This is a genomic window from Micromonospora sp. WMMD956 (assembly GCF_029626125.1).
Lineage (GTDB): Bacteria > Actinomycetota > Actinomycetes > Mycobacteriales > Micromonosporaceae > Micromonospora > Micromonospora carbonacea.
In genome coordinates this window covers 5,387,673-5,404,647 of record NZ_JARUBI010000005.1, presented here as the reverse complement: position 1 = coordinate 5,404,647, position 16,975 = coordinate 5,387,673, and the positions used below count along the sequence as shown (strand labels likewise).

The window sequence follows — 16,975 nt, the reverse complement described above, 5'->3', positions numbered from 1 at the left end:
CCGGGCCCTCGACGGCCCGGGTTCCGCTAGGGGTAACGGAGCACGCCCGCCCGGGTTATCCGGGCGGGCCGGTCGCGCTCCGGCTCACGCCTGCCCGAGCACCGCCGAGACCAGCTCCTTGGCCTCCTCCTGGATCCGGGCCAGGTGCTCCGGCCCCTGGAAGGACTCCGCGTAGATCTTGTAGACGTCCTCCGTGCCCGAGGGGCGGGCGGCGAACCAGCCCGACTCCGTCGTCACCTTCAGCCCGCCGAGCGCCGCGCCGTTGCCCGGCGCGGCGGTCAGCGTCGCCGTGATCGGCTCGCCGGCCAGCTCCGTCGCCGTCACCTGCTCCGGGGAGAGCTTCGCCAGCACCGCCTTCTGCCGCCGGTCGGCCGGCGCGTCGATGCGGGCGTACGCGGGGGCGCCGAAGCGCCCGGCCAGCTCCGCCCAGTGCTCGCTGGGCGTCTTGCCCGTCGTCGCGATGATCTCGGCGGCGAGCAGGCAGAGCAGGATGCCGTCCTTGTCGGTGGTCCAGGTGCTGCCGTCGCGGCGCAGGAACGACGCCCCGGCGCTCTCCTCGCCGCCGAAGCCGACCGACCCGTCGAGCAGGCCCGGGACGAACCACTTGAACCCCACCGGCACCTCCAGCAGCGGCCGGCCCAGGTCGGCGGCGACCCGGTCGATCATCGACGACGACACGAGGGTCTTGCCGACCGCCGCGTCGGGGCCCCAGTCCGGCCGGGTGCGGAACAGGTGCCCGATAGCCACGGCGAGGTAGTGGTTGGGGTTGAGCAGGCCCCCGTCGGGGGTGACGATGCCGTGCCGGTCGGCGTCGGCGTCGTTGCCGGTGGAGACCTGGTAGTCGGTGCGGGCGGCGATCAGCGACGCCATCGCGTTCGGCGAGGAGCAGTCCATCCGGATCTTGCCGTCGCCGTCGAGGGTCATGAACCGCCACGTCGGGTCGACCGTCGGGTTGATCACCGTGAGGTCGAGCCGGTGCCGCTGCGCGATCTCCCCCCAGTACGCGACGCTGGCCCCGCCGAGCGGGTCCGCGCCGATGCGCACCCCGGCGGCCCGGACGGCGTCGAGGTCGAGCGCGGCGGGCAGGTCGTCGACGTAGTGGGCGAGGAAGTCGTACGTGCCGGTGGTGTCGGCGGCGCGGGCCCGTGCGTACGGGATCCGGGCCACCTCCTTGAGCCCGGCGGCGAGGATCGCGTTCGCGCGGTCCTGGATCCACCGGGTCACCTCGGAGTCGGCGGGCCCGCCGTGGGTCGGGTTGTACTTGAACCCGCCGTCGTCGGGCGGGTTGTGCGACGGGGTGATCACGATGCCGTCGGCGAGCCCTGAGGTGCGGCCCCGGTTGTGGGTTCCGATCGCGTGCGACACCGCCGGGGTGGGGGTGTAGCCGTCGCGGCTGTCGAGCAGCACGGTGACCCCGTTGGCGGCGAGCACCTCCAGCGCGTCGACCGCCGCCGGGGCCGACAGGGCGTGGGTGTCCCGGCCCAGGAAGAGGGGCCCGTCGATGCCCTGCTGGCGGCGGTAGTCGCACAGCGCCTGAGTGACGGCGAGGATGTGGTCGGAGTTGAACGCGTTGCGCAGGCTCGACCCCCGGTGGCCGGAGGTGCCGAAGGAGACCTGCTGCGCCGGGTCGTCCGGGTCGGGATGCTCGGCGTAGTAGGCGGTGACCAGGCGGGGCACGTCGACCAGGTCGGTGGGCTCGGCGGGCTGACCGGCGCGGGGGTGGGCCACTGCTGCAACCTCCAGGGACGCTACGGACGATGGGTCTTCCCGGCACGGGCCGGGCTCACACGCGACAGGACAAGTGTGGGTGGTTCAGGGCTCGACCCGCTGCCCCTTGCCGATCACCACGATGCCGTTGTCGGAGACCGTGTAGCGCTGCCGGTCCTTCTCCAGGTCGACGCCGATCTCGGCGCCCTCGGGAACGATCACGTTCTTGTCGAGGATGGCCCGGCGGACCACGGCGTGCCGGCCGATGTCGACGCCCTCCATCAGCACCGAGCCGTCGACGTGCGCCCAGGAGTGCACCTTGACCTTCGGCGAGACGATCGAGTTCTCCACCAGGCTGCCGGAGACCACCGCGCCGGGCGAGACCATCGAGCCGACGGCCCGGCCGACCCGCTCGCCCCACTGGTGGACGAACTTCGCCGGCGGGTAGGGCGGCTGCTCGGTGTAGATGGGCCACTCGAAGTTGTAGAGGTTGAACACCGGGTGCACGTTGATCAGGTCCATGTGGGCGTCGTAGAACGAGTCGAGCGTCCCCACGTCCCGCCAGTAGCCGCGGTCGCGGTCGGTGCTGCCCGGCACCTCGTTGTCGCGGAAGTCGTAGACGTTGGCCTCGCCGCGCTCGACCAGCATCGGGATGATGCTGCCGCCCATGTCGTGCTTGCTGGTCTTGTCCTCCGCGTCCTGCTCGACGGCTTCCAGGAGCGCCTTCGTGGTGAAGACGTAGTTGCCCATCGAGGCGTAGATCTGGTCGGGGGCGTCGGGCAGGCCGACGGCGTCGGTGGGCTTCTCGCGGAACGACCGGATCCGCCGGCCGTCGGGGCCGACCTCGATCACGCCGAACTGGTCGGCCATCGACAGCGGCTGCCGGATGCCGGCGACGGTCACCCCCGCCCCGGAGGCGATGTGGTCGTTGACCATCTGCCGGGGGTCCATCCGGTAGATGTGGTCGGCGCCGAAGACGATCACGTAGTCGGGCTGCTCGTCGTGGATCAGGTTGAAGCTCTGGTAGATCGCGTCGGCGGAGCCGGCGAACCACCAGGGGCCGCGGCGCTGCTGCGCCGGCACCGGCGTGACGTAGTTGCCGAGCAGCGTCGACATCCGCCAGGTCATCGTGATGTGCCGGTCCAGCGAGTGGGACTTGTACTGGGTCAGCACGACGATCTTGATGAAGCCGGCGTTGGCGAGATTGGACAGGACGAAGTCGACCATGCGGTACATCCCGCCGAACGGGACGGCGGGCTTCGCCCGGTCCGCGGTGAGCGGCATCAGGCGCTTGCCCTCTCCACCGGCCAGGACGATCGCGAGCACCTTGTCAGCCATGCCCAGACGCTAACCATCCGCGTGCGACTTCACCACTCGTACGGACGGACTTCTGCACTAGGGTGCGGGGCATGACCGCCGCCACCCCCGCCACCGGAGCACTCCGCGTCGATCTGCTCACCCGCGAGTACCCGCCGGAGGTGTACGGCGGGGCCGGCGTGCACGTCGAGTACCTGGCCCGCGAGCTGCGCCGGCTGGCCGACGTGCGGGTGCACTGCTTCGGCGCGCCGCGCGCCGAGCCGGGCGTCACCGCGTACGCCGAGCCGGCCGCCCTCGCCGGCGCGAACGCCGCGCTGCGCACCATGGGCGTCGACCTGGAGATGGCCGCCGCGTGCGCCGGCGCCGACGTGGTGCACAGCCACACCTGGTACGCCAACCTGGCCGGGCACACGGCGAAGCTGCTGCACGGGGTGCCGCACGTGGTCACCGCGCACAGCCTGGAACCGTTGCGGCCGTGGAAGGCCGAGCAGCTCGGCGGCGGCTACGCGCTGTCCTCCTGGTGCGAGCGCACCGCGTACGAGGCGGCCGACGCGATCATCGCGGTGAGCGCGGGCATGCGCGCCGACGTGCTGGCGGCGTACCCGGCGGTGGACCCCGACCGGGTGAAGGTGGTCTACAACGGCATCGACACCGCCCAGTACGCCCCGGACCCCGGCACCGACGTGGTGGACCGGCTCGGCATCGACCCGGCCCGCCCCAGCGTCGTCTACGTCGGGCGGATCACCAAGCAGAAGGGGCTGCCGTACCTGCTGCGGGCCGCCCGGGAGCTGCCGGAGGACACGCAGCTCGTGCTGCTCGCCGGGGCACCCGACACGGCGGAGATCGCCGCCGAGGTGGAGGGCCTCGTGGCCGAGCTGCGGGCGAAGCGCTCCGGGGTGGTCTGGGTCGCGGAGATGCTGCCCAAGCACGAGGTCATCCAGGTGCTCACCCACGCCACGGTCTTCGTCTGCCCGTCGGTCTACGAGCCGATGGGCATCGTCAACCTGGAGGCGATGGCCTGCGAGACGGCGGTGGTGGCCACCGCCACCGGCGGCATCCCCGAGGTCGTCGCCGACGGCGAGACGGGGCTGCTGGTCCCCATCGAGCAGGCCGCCGACGGCTCGGGCACGCCGCTGGACCCGCAGCGCTTCGTGGCCGACCTGGCGGCGGCGGTCAACCGGGTGCTGGCCGACCCGGCGAAGGCCGCCACGCTGGGCAGGGCCGGGCGGGTCCGGGCGGTCGAGCACTTCTCCTGGGACGCGATCGCCGCCCGCACCGTCGAGGTCTACCGCGCGGTCGGCGCGTAAGGAAGGGCCCCCTGTTAACGCTTCCAGTAGAGAAGGGTTCCCCTCTCACCAGCCACAGCGGGGGCGTGGCCCGCTGGCGTGGCGGGCGGGTCAGGTGACGCCGAGGGCGGCGGCGAGGCGGGTCAGGGCGGCCGGGGCCGCCGCCGACCGCGCCACGACGCCGACGAGTTCCCGGGCCGCCGGGCGCTCGTGCACCTCGCCCCGGGCGGTGCGCTCCGCGTCCAGCACCGCCCGGCCGGCGCGCAGCCCGTCGCCGGCCGCCGCGTGCAGGCGGGCCACGTCCAGCAGGTACGCGGCCCGGTGCTCGGGCGGCAGCCACCGCCACCCGTCGTCGGCGATCAGCTTCTCGTGGCGTACCGTCGCCGCCGTGACCTGGCCGAGCGCGGCCCCGGCCACCACCCGGGCGGCCACGACCGCCGCCCGCCCGAAGCCCGCGCCGCCGAAGCCACCACCGTCTGCGCCGCCGGGAACAGCGGACCGGGTGGCCTCCCCGGCCCGGCCGAGCAGCTCGTCGGCGGCCCGCTCGTCGCCCCGGCCGGCGGCGGCCAGGGCGGCCTGGATCAGCAGCGTCCCGCGCACGGCCGGGCCGGCGGCGGGCGCGGCACCGGACAGGCAGGGCCCGATGCGGTGGGCGGCCACGACCGCCGCCTCCACCGCCGCCCGCAGCCGGCCGCCCGCCCGCAGGGCCTGACACAGCGGTACGGTCGCGGCGGCGGCCAGCCACGGGTCGGCGGCGGCCGTGGCGACGGCCAGCCCCCGGTCGGCGGCCAGCCACGCCAGCTCCCCCTGGCCGACCTTCACGAGCACCAGCGCGACCAGCCCGTACCCGGACACCAGCAGACCGTCGGCAGCCCGGCCCGCATCGGCGGCGCGCGCCTCGCGGGCGGCGTCGAGCAGGCCGGGCAGCAGGGCGAGCAACTCCGGGTACCGGGCGTGCCGGTAGCTCTGCTCCGCATGCCCCAGCCGGGCCCGCACCTGCGCCACGTCGGGCGGCCGGGCGGGGACCGGCACGTGGTACCGGGCCAGGGCGGCCCGGATCCCCTCCACGCCCCGCGCCACGCCCGTCGCAGCCCGGTCCGCCGGAGCGGCCCGATCCGTTAGCAGCATCCCCAGGTCGATCCGGAGCGCCTCGGCGACCTCCCGCAGGCTGGACACCCGCTCCAGCCGGCGCACCCCACGCTCGACCTTGTCCACCCAGCTCTTCGACTTGCCGAGGCGGTCGGCGAACTGCTGCTGCGTCATGTTGCGCCGCACCCGCCAGTGGGCCACCCGGCGGCCGACCGGCAGCTCGTTCACCGCCGGGCCGTCCCGCTCACCCGAGGACCCCGAGGACCAACAGCACGAGTACGACCACCGCGATCGTCGCGCCGTAGGCGTACTGCCGCAGGCGGAGCGGCGCGCGGGTGGGCCGGGGCGGACCGGGCACCCGGTCCCCGTCGGGTTGCGGAGGTCGGCCGCCGGGCATCGGGTGCGCCACCGGCAGCGGCCCGTCGTGCGGGCGCTCACGCATCTGCGCCTCCTTCGGGGGTTGCGGTTGGGGTTCGTGCGAGTGAGGGCACTCCGTTTGCTGACGAGAGAACCCCCTGCCACCGCCAACTTAGGACCCTAAGAAGCAACAGTCAACACAGGGTTCAGAGTGTGTCGCGCTTAGTGAGAGGCTGAACAGGCTGACGAGAGGTGGTTCACATGCCCCGCAAGCCTGTCTATGAGCAGGTCATCGATGACGTCACCGCGTCGATCCGAGGCGGCACGCTCAAGCCCGGCGACAAGCTACCAACAATCGCGGAGCTGGCTCGGCAGTACAACTCGTCTGACAACCCGATCAAACGGGCCCTCTGGATCCTCGACGAGCGGGGCTGGATCGAGGTTCACCAGGGCAAGGGGTCGTTTGTGGCGCAGAGTCCCCCGGCCTAGGGCAACATGCGGGAGCGGGTGAATCTTGGAAGATTTCGGCCCCCCGAGGGGCCTGCTTCTTCCAAGATCGCCTGGTGGTGGCGGCGCAGAGTCCGCCGGCCCAGCTAGGGGACTATCGCGTACAGGCGGTCGGTGGGGTCGACCACGGCGTTGAGCCGCGCGCCGACCTTGAGGCTGGGATGCTCCTTGCACTGCGAGGCGGTCGCGAACGGCTCGAACCCGGGCCCGCTGATCAGCAGGCTCACCTCGATGCCGCTCTCCTCGCCGAGCGAGGCGGGCCGCACGGCGGTGATCTCGGCGGTCGCGGCGACGCCGACCGTCTCCAGGCGGCGCTGGTCCCGTCGGGCGCGGTCGTGCTGCCGGGCTTCGCGCCGGGCCAGTCCGAGGCACGACAGGGTGACCCCGACTCCGGCCGCTCCCATGACCCATCGGTTGACGGTGGGCTCGTCGGTGGCGAGGAAGGCGGCGGCGTACACCAGGACCGGGCCGATCGCCAGCAGCCCGAGCCCCAGGACGCCCAGGAGCAGCCGCCAGAATCCGCTGGCGGGCGGATTCGCCTGGCGCGGACCGGGGGCATCGTCGCCGATCAGGGTGAGAGCGCTCCGGCCCGGCACGAATCCCCCTGGCACCACTGGCATGCCGTCACCCTAACGGGGTCACCGCACGCCGGGCTGACGCACCGACGACACCTGCCCGCACCGCAACGGCGGCACGGCGGGTGCCGTGCCGCCAGGCCGTGACCATGCGTGACGCCCGCTCGGCCCGACCACCCGCCGGTGAACCCCTTTGCTCTGCACCCACATACGCATCAGCTCACGCACCGCAACCGGCCACCGCGCGGCCCGCCGTCCACGGCCCCACAGTTCCCCTGGTAGGCCGGGTGTTGCGCCCGTGGGTGCAGAGCAAAGGGGACGCGGCATTCACTGCGAGGCCAAGCGGCCGTGACGGTGAGTGGCACCAGTCGGCCCTCCCCGCCCTCGTGCCGCACGCATCACGCAACGCAACCAGCACCAGCACCAGGTCGAGCCAGCAGGCACGAACCCGGCCTCAGCACTCCGCAAGGTCTTGATCGCGCACCGTGATTCCGCGTAGCGTCTGGCATCGATGGATACGAACGGGTCCGCGCAGGTGCTGGACATCCTCGACAAGGTCGCGCCGGCCGAGTTCGTCCCGGCCAGCCCGCACAACTTCGTCGTACGACCGGGCGGTTCGGTGCCGGCGGAGAGTCTGCTCGGCGACCCCGACGTCAGCCTGCACTGCCTCGACGACGAGCACCGCCTCGCATACTTCGTGCAGACCCCGCCGGGGGTCGACCTGGCGGGCGGGCCGTTCCTTTACCTCGACCAGTACCGGGCCGCGCGGCGGCTGGTCACGGTCCCCTACGAGACCCTGCACCGGCTCGCCGACGGCCTGCCCGACCCGGCCCGGCTCATCCTGGTCTACTCCGTCGGGCGCTGCGGGTCGACGCTGCTCAGCAGGGCGTTGGGCGAGGTGGCCGGGGTGCGCAGCTACTCCGAGCCCGACGTCTTCACCGAGATCACGCTGCTGCGGCACGAGGACCCGGGCCGCGACGCGGAGTACGCGCGGCTGATCCGCAGTTGCGTCCGCGTCCTCGCCGACACCGGACGCGATGCCCGGAGCGACACCGGCGGCCTGGGCGGGGGCACCGGAACGTTGGCGGTCAAGTTCCGGGCCGGCGGCATCCAGCTCGGCGACCTGTTCCACGAGGTGTTCCCCGACGCCCGGGGCGTGTTCCTGCACCGCGACGCGCGGCCGTGGCTGGAGTCGATGCACCAGGGCTTCACGCCGCACCTGCCCGACCCGGGGGCGCAACTGGCGTTCCTGAAGCACGTGCTGGCCCAGGCACCGCTGATCATGCCCTTCGTCGCCCGGCACGAGCGGCAGCCGACGCCGACGGAGGCGTACGTGTTGACCTGGTTGTCGGTGCTGGACCGCTACCGCGCGCTGCGCCGCGCCGGGGTGCCGCTGCTGCCGGTGGCCTACGAGACCCTCGACGCCGACCCGAAGGCGACCCTCGCCGCCGTGCTCGACCACTGCGGCCTGCCGGCCGACGGCGTGGACGCGGCGTACGCGACCTTCTCGGCCGACTCCCAGGAGGGCACCGTGCTGTCCCGGGCGAGCCGCCGCAGCAACCCGGCGGCGGCCCTGGCCGCGGAGGACTACGCGCAGGCGCGGGCGGTCCTCGCGGAGCACCCGGTCGTCGACGCCGACGATCCGCTCGTGCGTGGGTTGATCGAGCCGTAACGGGATCCGGGGACAGCTTGCCCGCGCGCGAGACGATCTCGCACAGGTAGGTTGACAGGGTGACTGGACGGTTCCCGATCGAAGACGTCTCCCCCGCCGTCTCCTGCGGTCGCTACCCGGCCAAGGCGGTGGTCGGCGAGGCGGTGCCGGTGTCGGCCCGCGCCTACCGGGAGGGGCACGACGCGCTGGGCTGCAACGTGGTCTGGCTCGGCCCCGACGGGCGGGCCCGGCCGTTCACCCGGATGCGCCCCGGCGAGCCCGGCCACGATCGGTGGCACGCCACCATCCGCCCCGACGCCGTCGGCGAGTGGACCTTCGCCGTCGAGGCGTTCCAGGACCCGTACCTGACCTGGCAGAACGCGGTGACCAAGAAGATCGCCGCTGGGCAGGGCGCGGCGGAGCTGGCCAACGACCTGGCCGAGGGCGTACGCGTGCTGACCGCCGCCCTGGCCGTGGTGCCGGCGGGCGACGTCGCACGGGTCAAGGCGGCGGTGGCCGCGCTGGACGACGACGGCCGGGAGCTGCCCGCCCGCGTCGCCCCGGCCCTCGACCTGGCCGACCTGCTCTGGGCGCACCCGGTGCGCGAGCTGGTCACCACCGGCGACGAATACCGGCTGTGGGTGGACCGCCCCCGGGCGCTCTTCTCCGCCTGGTACGAGTTCTTCCCCCGCTCCGAGGGCGCGATCCCGGCGACCGTCGACGCCCCGGCCCGCTCCGGCACGTTCGCCACCGCGATGGACCGGCTGCCCGGGGTCGCGGCGATGGGCTTCGACGTGCTCTACCTTCCGCCGATCCACCCGATCGGCCGGGTCAACCGCAAGGGCCGCAACAACGCGCTCACCGCCGGGCCCGACGACGTGGGCTCACCGTGGGCGATCGGCGCGGCCGAGGGCGGCCACGACGCCATCCACCCCGACCTGGGCACGCCGGAGGACTTCCGCGACTTCGTCGCCGCCGCCGCCGAACAAGGGCTGGAGGTGGCGCTGGACCTGGCGTTGCAGTGCGCGCCGGACCACCCGTGGGTGACCGAGCACCCCGAGTGGTTCACCACCCGGGCCGACGGCAGCATCGCCTACGCGGAGAACCCGCCGAAGAAGTACCAGGACATCTACCCGCTGAACTTCGACAACGACCCCGAGGGCATCCGGGCGGAGATCCTGCGGGTGGTGCTGCACTGGGTCGGCGAGGGCATCCGGATCTTCCGGGTGGACAACCCGCACACCAAGCCGTTCGACTTCTGGCACTGGCTGATCGCCGAGGTGAAGAAGGTCGACCCCGACGTGCTGTTCCTCGCCGAGGCGTTCACCCGGCCGGCGATCATGAACGGGCTCGGCAAGATCGGCTTCACGCAGTCGTACACCTATTTCACCTGGCGCACGACGGCCGCGCAGATGCGGGAGTACTGCGAGGAGCTGGTCGCCTCCGCCGACCACATGCGGCCCAACTTCTGGCCCAACACCCCCGACATCCTGCACGAGTCGTTGCAGCACGGCGGCCCGCCGATGTTCAAGATCCGGGCGGTGCTGGCGGCGCTGCTCTCCCCCTCCTGGGGCATGTACGCCGGCTACGAGCTGTTCGAGCACGTGGCCCGCCCCGGCGCGGAGGAATACCTCGACAACGAGAAGTACGAGCTGCGCCCCCGCGACTGGGCCGGCGCGCAGGCACAGGGGCGGTCACTGGCCCCGTTCATCGCCACCCTCAACCGGGTCCGGCGCGACAACCCGGCCCTGCACCGGCTGCGCAACCTCGTCTTCCACGACATCGACAACCCGGCGCTGCTGTGCTGGTCCAAGCGCTGCCCCGACACCGGCAACCTCGTGCTCGTGGTCTGCTCGTTCGACTCGCAGACCGTGCAGTGGGGCAACACCACCCTGGACATGCCGGCTCTGGGCCTCGACTGGGGCGACCGGTTCACCGTCCACGACGAGCTGACCGGCGCGGTCTACGACTGGGGGCAGCGCAACGCCGTGCGGCTCGACCCGTACCTCCAGCCCGCGCACGTGTTCACCGTGCGCCGGCCCGCCCCCGCGGACGCCACCGCCCCCACCACCGACGCCGTTGCTGCTGCTGACAAGGACGAGGCCCGATGGACGAGCTGATCGCCGGCACCGCGCACGACCCGCACGCCGTGCTCGGCGCGCACCCCGCCGACGGGCGCACCACCATCCGCACCCTGCGCCGGGGCGCCCGGCGGGTGAGCGCCGTCGTCGGCGGTCAGCGCTACCCGATGACCCGCGTCCACGACGCGGGCGTGTTCGAGGTCGTGTTGCCGGGCACCGTGCTGGACTACCGGCTCGACGTCGACGGCGCGCTGCGCGACGACCCGTACCGGCACCTGCCCAGCCTCGGCGAGCTGGACCTGCACCTGATCGGCGAGGGCCGGCACGAGCGGCTGTGGGAGGCCCTCGGCGCGCGGGTGCTCGACGCGGGCGTCGCGTTCGCCGTGTGGGCGCCCAACGCGCGCGGCGTGCGGGTCGTCGGCGACTTCACCGGCTGGAACCCCGACGACGGCTGGCCGATGCGGTCGCTGGGCTCCAGCGGCGTGTGGGAGATCCTGGTGCCCGACGTGCCGGCCGGCGCGAAGTACAAGTACCGGGTGCTGGGCGCCGACGGGCGGTGGCGGGACAAGGCCGACCCCCTCGCCGCGTACGCGGAGGTGCCGCCGGCCACCGCCTCGGTGGTGCACCGTTCGGCGTACGAGTGGACCGACGCCGACTGGCTCGCCCGCCGGGCGCGGCGGCAGCCCCACCAGGAGCCGATGAGCGTGTACGAGGTGCACCTCGGCTCGTGGCGGCCCGGCCTCGGCTACCGGGAGCTGGCCGAGCAGCTCACCGCGTACGTGACGGAGCTGGGCTTCACCCACGTGGAGTTCCTGCCCGTGATGGAGCACCCGTTCGGCGGCTCGTGGGGCTACCAGGTCACCGGCTACTACGCGCCGACGTCCCGGTTCGGCGACCCCGACGACTTCCGGCACCTCGTGGACACGCTGCACAACGCCGGCGTCGGGGTGATCCTGGACTGGGTGCCCGCGCACTTCCCCAAGGACGAGTGGGCCCTCGCCCGCTTCGACGGCACCCCGCTCTACGAGCACCCCGACCCGCGCCGCGGCGAGCACCCCGACTGGGGCACGTACGTCTTCGACTTCGGCCGCCGCGAGGTGCGCAACTTCCTGGTCGCCAACGCGCTGTACTGGTGCGACGAGTTCCACGTCGACGGGCTGCGGGTCGACGCGGTGGCGTCGATGCTCTATCTCGACTACTCCCGGCCGGAGGGGCAGTGGGCCCCCAACGTGCACGGCGGCCGGGAGAACCTGGAGGCGATCGCCTTCATGCAGGAGGTCAACGCCACCGTCTACAAGCACCACGCCGGGGTGGTGATGATCGCCGAGGAGTCGACGGCGTGGCCCGGGGTGACCCGGTCCACCGCCGACGGCGGGCTCGGCTTCGGGTTCAAGTGGAACATGGGCTGGATGCACGACACCCTGCTCTACACGTCGAAGGACCCGGTCTACCGCCAGCACCACCACCACCAGCTCACCTTCTCCCTGGCGTACGCGTGGAGCGAGAACTACGTGCTGCCGATCAGCCACGACGAGGTGGTGCACGGCAAGGGCTCCCTGGTGGCGAAGATGCCCAGGGACACCTGGCAGCGGCTGGCCAACACGCGGGCGCTGCTGGCGTACATGTGGGCCCACCCGGGCAAGCAACTGCTGTTCATGGGCTGCGAGCTGGGCGACGACCGGGAGTGGAGCGAGGAGCGCGGCCTCGACTGGTACCTGCTGCACGACCCGGCGCGGGCCGGCGTGCAGCGCCTCGTCGGCGACCTCAACCGCGTCTACCGGGACACCCCGGCGCTGTGGGCGCAGGACACCACGCCGGCCGGGTTCCGCTGGATCGCCGGCGACGACGTCGCCCACAACACGGTGTCGTTCGTGCGGATCGCCCCCGACGGCGCGACGCTGGTGTGCGTGGCGAACTTCTCGGCCCTGCCGCTGGAGGACTACCGGGTCGGGCTGCCCGCCGCCGGGACGTGGACGGAGGTGCTCAACACCGACGCCCACCACTACGGGGGCTCCGGGGTGGGCAACCTCGGCGAGGTGCACGCGCAGGGCGTGCCGTGGCACGGGCTGCCGGCGTCGGTGGCGCTGCGGGTGCCGCCGCTGGGCGTGCTCTGGCTGCGCCGCGACTGATCCCGCGCTCAGCCAGAGCGGCGGGCGGGCCGCGGCCCGGCGGGGATCTGGCCGCGTCCGCCCGGGGCGCGAACGTGACGTCCAGTCTCATGTTCAGCGCCTGGCGGCGATTCCGGTGCGACCCGTCACGCGGATCCTGCCCGAGAGGCCGAGCACCGTCGGGGCCACGTACTCCAGGTCGATGGTCTCGCCCACGCCGACCGTGACCTCGTGTTCGGCCACGGCGAAGTCGTCGGTGCCGCCGAAGGGCACGACGACCCGCACGCTGCTCGGGCCGGCGGGCACCGCAAACTCGTGGCTGCCCCAGCCGGGCACGGGCACCTCGACACCGTCGAGCAGCAGCCGCGGCCCGGTCGACCGGTACACCTCCGCGAAGGGACCGTCGGGATAGGAGAAGGTGATCCGCAGGGATGGGCTCATCGGCCCAGGGTAGGGGTGGCTCGTCGGGCGGACCGGCAGCGGCCGGTTCGGGTTTCGCCGCGCCTCGCGGCGGTGCAGCCGGACGTAGTAGCGCGGAACGCCGAGGACCGATCGGAGCAGGGAGTACCAGACGCCGAAGATCAGCAAGATGGTCAGCCCAATCCGCACCATGCCCAGGCTCGTCACGGCCAGCGCCCACACCCGGGACACCGGCCGGCCGTACCGGCAGTCGGTGTTGCCCCTGCCAAAGCACGCCTCCCGGAAGTCGACCGGCCGACCCCGGTCGGCCGGGGTGACGACTGAGTTGCCGGTGACGATCCGCGCCTCGCGCCCGTCGCCGGTCCGGACGGTCACCGCGCAACGCCACCAGTAGCCGAAGCCGTCCCCGCTGACCGGCCCGACCCGCCGGCACTCCCCCACCGTGGCCTGCGCCGGACGCTCCTTCGAGGTGGGCTTCACCACCCCCGTGCCCGGATAGAAGCCCGCCACCGTGTCGAACACCAGCCACGAGACGACGATGGCCACGGCGCAGCCGACCGCCACCCCGAACTGCGTGAGGCGACCCCAGAACGGCCCGCGTCGCTCGTACGCGGCGATCTGCTCGCGCTGCCTCGCCGCGGTCTCCTCGGGAGAGGTCCGGCTCACCGTGGTCCCCCTGTCCGGCCGCCGCCATCGGACGGTCGACCCGCCGCCTTCCCCGCGACTGCCCGCGCGCTCTCACCCTCGTCGACGAAAACCGCCAGGAGCCAGGTGATAGCCGAGGACGGCCTCCCCCGACTGGGCACGCTCATACCTGCGACGCGAGCAGGTACGCGCCGCCAGTCAGGGCCACCACACCCAGCAGCACCATCAACATCCCGAACGCCCGGTCGAACAGGATGAAGCGATCCCGAGATTGCTCGTCGGCTCGACTCGTCCTGCCGCCGAGACCGATCGGGCGCACGAGGTGTTGGCAAGCTCGATGTGCCGGGCCGCGATGCCCCGGTAGTCGGCCGCGAGAGCCAGACCCGTCACGATCAGGAGCAGCCCGAAGGAGACTGCCACAACCGCTCGACCCACGATGACACCTCCGTGTACGTGGGCGGGCTCCGGTGCCGGCCCCACATCGATCGACTCGTCAGGTTGAGCACGGCACAAGGCACCCGTCGCTCTACCCGGCGGACCCGTCTGCTTTGCGGGGGAACAGGCAGCCGTGCAGCCGAAGGTAACTGGGCGCACCAAGGACAGCCCTGACGACGACGGCGCTCCCGCCAAGGATGATCACCAGAAACCAGCCCGGCTTGCCGACGGCCAGCAGCAGGCCCTCCAGCCACTGGTTGGCGGACCTGCCGTACCCGCAGTCGCCGTCGCGGCAGCTTTCCCTGATCGCCACAGTCCGGCCCAGGGCGTCAGGGGTCAGGACGGAGGGACCCACCCGGACCATGCGCGTTTTCTCCGTCACCGTCCCGCAGGATGGCATTGCAGTCCCACGAGTACCCGAAGCCGTACCCGCTGACCGGGCCGACCCGCGCGCACGCCCCGCCCGTGGCCTGCACGGCCCGGTCGCCCGGCCCGCGAACCACCGTCCCGGTGCCCGGATAGAGACTGACCAGGGCGGACAGCAGCAGGAGCGTTCCCGCCGCCGCCATCATCAGCAGGATCGAAACGACCACGTTCCGCACGCGATACCCGACAGGACCCAGACCCGCCGACATCCGCAGCTCGCACTCACGGATGTCGGCGCTCCAGAAGCTCGTGTCGAACACCGCCCGGATCAAGCGCACAGCACCCCGGACGCCCGCCGGCCACGCCGATCTCGTCGAACGAACGCGCCGCATGTCGACAGTCCGGATGTCAGCACTCGAGGAACCTCACGGTATAGCCCTCGTCGGGGTCGCTCTCGTACCCGAAGAGCCCGACCTCCCCTTCATCCGTCCGACGAACGATCAGCTCACCGGACGGCGGACGCACGGATGATCCGAGCTTGTCGAACTCCAGGCGGAGCCGGGGCGACGTCGCAGTCTCGCCGAAGGTCCAACTGCCATGACCTTCTTCGGGTTGCACGCCCCCGTAGTCCCGGTCAAGGAGGTAGCCCTCGACGAACTCGTCATCCTCGTGCAGGACCGCGAAGAAGTCACGCGACAACCTGACGAGATCGAATCTCCCGCCAGCCTCGACGGTCAGACGATCGCCACCGCCCGAGCACCATTCTCCGGTCACTTCCTCCACCAGGATCGGCGGCGACGCCTGGCTGCAGGCACTGGCAAGGGCACCCACGGCCAAACAAGCCACCGACATGAGTGAGAGAGCGTTTCGCATGTCTGTCAGTCGGGTGTGTTGAAGGTGCGGCGTTGTTGGCGGGTGGCGGGTCCGCCTCGGGTGAGACGGGCGAGCATGCCGGCGATCGCGGCCCAGCGGATCATGGCCTCCGAGGTCGCGGGGCGTGTTTCGTAGTCGCGGGCCAGGCGGCGGTGGGCGGTGAGCCAGGCCAGGGTCCTCTCCACCACCCAGCGGCGGCGGTGCACGACGAATCCTTGCTGGTCGGCGGGTTTGCGGACGATCTCCAGGGTGGTGCGCAGGATGTCGCGGGCCCAGTCGACCAGACGCCCGGCGAACCCGGAGTCGGCGAACACATGCCGGATCGGCGTCGCCGCATAGGTGGCGAGCAGGGCGCCCTTCGCGCCGTCGCGGTCCTGCCAGGATGCGGCCAGGACCCAGACGGTGACCAGCAGGCCCAGGGTGTCGGTCACGATGAACCGTTTACGACCGTTGACCTTCTTCCCGCTGTCGTAGCCGCGGGTGTCGGAGTGCACGGTGTCCGCGGCCCGCACGCTCTGGGAGTCGATGATCCCGGCGGTGGGCTGCGGCTGCCGGTCGTGGGCCAGGCGGACCTGCTCCCGCAGCTCGGTGAGGATCCGCTCGGTCACACCCCGGCGGTTCCACCGCTGGAAGTGGGAGTACACCGTCTGCCAGGGCGGGAAGTCGCTCGGCAGGTACCGCCACGCGCAGCCGGTACGCACCACGTACAGGATGCCGTCGACGATCGCCCGACGAGGATGCTTCTCCGGTCTACCCATCCACTGCGGCGACGGCAGCATCGGCTCAACGATCTCCCACTCGCCATCGGTCAGGTCAGACGGGTACCGCCGCACACGATCCACACCCGTCTACCGACCGAGCCCGGCCCATCGATCGCACCCACTGTGCGACACACCCGACGAGCACACATCCCAAACGCTCTCTGAGGCACTGATCTTGCCGTGGTCATCACCTGCTTCGCCCGCCGCGACGGTGCATCAGCCCTCGATCGCGCGGAAGCCAACCTCCGCCGCAAACTCGAATTAGTTGCATCTCAAACCTCGGATGTTTCTCTGATGCTCGGCTAAGTACGCCGGGCCCTCGAAACCGCAGGGACGATGGTGCGGGCCACCCTGGGGTGGCCCGCACCATCGTGTAGTGGTCAGTTCGTTACGTCCCCGGCCCGTGCACGGGCCTCCCTGGTCCGTCTTATTGCCTCGTCCCGAGCAGGCACGACCTGCTGCCGAGCCGACCAGACGAAGCCAGGCCCGTAGGGGGACAGGATCCGCACAGTCAAGCGGCCTCCGGACGTCGTCCTGACCTCGATTGTTCTCTCGCCAACCGGCTCCACATCGCCGATTTCCCGCAGCGCAACCGCCCTGCGGTGCAACGCAGGCTCCCCGAGCCCAGGAATGCCCAGGATCCGCCGAGGGGCGAAGAGCAGCCGGACGTCGATGAGGACGAAAGGCACCCCGGCTGCGGGCAGCCGGGGTGCCCGGAACGGGAGGTAGGCCCGCTGGGTATAGAGCAGCTTCTCGTCAGCGCCAGTCCCGGCACCGCGTACCTTCCCACGCGAGTC

The 16,975-nt window shown here is 72.1% G+C and carries 16 protein-coding genes; 5 read left to right on the top strand and 11 right to left on the bottom strand.

Annotated elements, in window-relative coordinates; genetic code table 11:
- Positions 1–84 precede the first annotated feature (84 nt).
- On the bottom strand, positions 85–1,728 hold the full coding sequence (gene pgm / locus O7628_RS23665; RefSeq protein WP_278133750.1) for a phosphoglucomutase (alpha-D-glucose-1,6-bisphosphate-dependent): 1,644 nt from the start codon (positions 1,726–1,728) through the stop codon (positions 85–87).
- Between the two features lie 84 nt (positions 1,729–1,812).
- A complete protein-coding gene (glgC, locus tag O7628_RS23660; protein ID WP_074475846.1) occupies positions 1,813–3,045 on the bottom strand; it encodes a glucose-1-phosphate adenylyltransferase in 1,233 nt (410 codons plus the stop codon).
- A 71-nt stretch (positions 3,046–3,116) separates the two neighbouring features.
- Here glgC and glgA point away from each other — a divergent pair, with 71 nt between their 5' ends.
- Positions 3,117–4,331, top strand: a complete 1,215-nt coding sequence (glgA, locus tag O7628_RS23655) for a glycogen synthase (RefSeq protein WP_278133748.1) — start codon at positions 3,117–3,119, stop codon at positions 4,329–4,331.
- 90 nt (positions 4,332–4,421) lie between these two features.
- On the opposite strand, the gene O7628_RS23650 is transcribed toward glgA, so the two are convergent.
- On the bottom strand, positions 4,422–5,627 hold the full coding sequence (locus O7628_RS23650) for a helix-turn-helix domain-containing protein (RefSeq protein WP_278133746.1): 1,206 nt from the start codon (positions 5,625–5,627) through the stop codon (positions 4,422–4,424).
- Positions 5,628–5,643: 16 nt separating this feature from the next.
- Complete coding sequence (locus tag O7628_RS23645) at positions 5,644–5,841, bottom strand: hypothetical protein (protein ID WP_278133744.1); 198 nt, start codon at positions 5,839–5,841, stop codon at positions 5,644–5,646.
- A gap of 176 nt (positions 5,842–6,017) precedes the next feature.
- On the opposite strand from O7628_RS23645, the gene O7628_RS23640 reads away from it, so the two are divergent.
- Positions 6,018–6,245 carry a winged helix-turn-helix domain-containing protein gene (locus O7628_RS23640; RefSeq protein WP_278133742.1) on the top strand — a complete coding sequence of 76 codons (228 nt, stop codon included), beginning with the start codon at positions 6,018–6,020 and terminating at the stop codon, positions 6,243–6,245.
- A 104-nt stretch (positions 6,246–6,349) separates the two neighbouring features.
- Here the strand turns inward: O7628_RS23640 and O7628_RS23635 are convergent, their stop codons facing one another.
- Complete coding sequence (locus tag O7628_RS23635) at positions 6,350–6,883, bottom strand: hypothetical protein (protein WP_278133740.1); 534 nt, start codon at positions 6,881–6,883, stop codon at positions 6,350–6,352.
- Positions 6,884–7,349: 466 nt separating this feature from the next.
- On the opposite strand from O7628_RS23635, the gene O7628_RS23630 reads away from it, so the two are divergent.
- From O7628_RS23630 to glgB, 3 genes are read left to right on the top strand one after another with little or no spacing between them, the layout of a single operon-like run.
- Positions 7,350–8,510: a sulfotransferase gene (locus tag O7628_RS23630; RefSeq protein WP_278133738.1), complete on the top strand. Its 1,161-nt coding sequence runs from the start codon at positions 7,350–7,352 to the stop codon at positions 8,508–8,510.
- Positions 8,511–8,569: 59 nt separating this feature from the next.
- On the top strand, positions 8,570–10,609 hold the full coding sequence (locus O7628_RS23625) for an alpha-1,4-glucan--maltose-1-phosphate maltosyltransferase (RefSeq protein WP_278133737.1): 2,040 nt from the start codon (positions 8,570–8,572) through the stop codon (positions 10,607–10,609).
- Entirely contained in the window at positions 10,597–12,699 is a 2,103-nt protein-coding gene (gene glgB / locus O7628_RS23620) for a 1,4-alpha-glucan branching protein GlgB (RefSeq protein ID WP_278133736.1), read from the top strand. Before O7628_RS23625 ends, glgB begins: the two co-directional genes overlap by 13 nt.
- 93 nt (positions 12,700–12,792) lie before the next feature.
- Here the strand turns inward: glgB and O7628_RS23615 are convergent, their stop codons facing one another.
- From O7628_RS23615 to O7628_RS23590, 6 genes are all read right to left on the bottom strand, one after another.
- Positions 12,793–13,764, bottom strand: a complete 972-nt coding sequence (locus O7628_RS23615; protein WP_278133734.1) for a DUF6346 domain-containing protein — start codon at positions 13,762–13,764, stop codon at positions 12,793–12,795.
- 142 nt (positions 13,765–13,906) lie between these two features.
- Positions 13,907–14,062, bottom strand: coding sequence for a hypothetical protein (locus O7628_RS23610; RefSeq protein ID WP_278133733.1), 156 nt, complete (start codon positions 14,060–14,062; stop codon positions 13,907–13,909).
- Positions 14,063–14,269: 207 nt separating this feature from the next.
- Positions 14,270–14,491 carry a hypothetical protein gene (locus O7628_RS23605; protein WP_278133731.1) on the bottom strand — a complete coding sequence of 74 codons (222 nt, stop codon included), beginning with the start codon at positions 14,489–14,491 and terminating at the stop codon, positions 14,270–14,272.
- Between the two features lie 16 nt (positions 14,492–14,507).
- Entirely contained in the window at positions 14,508–14,876 is a 369-nt protein-coding gene (locus O7628_RS23600; protein ID WP_278133729.1) for a DUF6346 domain-containing protein, read from the bottom strand.
- A 76-nt stretch (positions 14,877–14,952) separates the two neighbouring features.
- A complete protein-coding gene (locus O7628_RS23595; RefSeq protein WP_278133727.1) occupies positions 14,953–15,417 on the bottom strand; it encodes a hypothetical protein in 465 nt (154 codons plus the stop codon).
- Between the two features lie 5 nt (positions 15,418–15,422).
- A complete protein-coding gene (locus O7628_RS23590; RefSeq protein ID WP_278132320.1) occupies positions 15,423–16,250 on the bottom strand; it encodes an IS5 family transposase in 828 nt (275 codons plus the stop codon).
- Between the last annotated feature and the right edge of the window lie 725 nt (positions 16,251–16,975).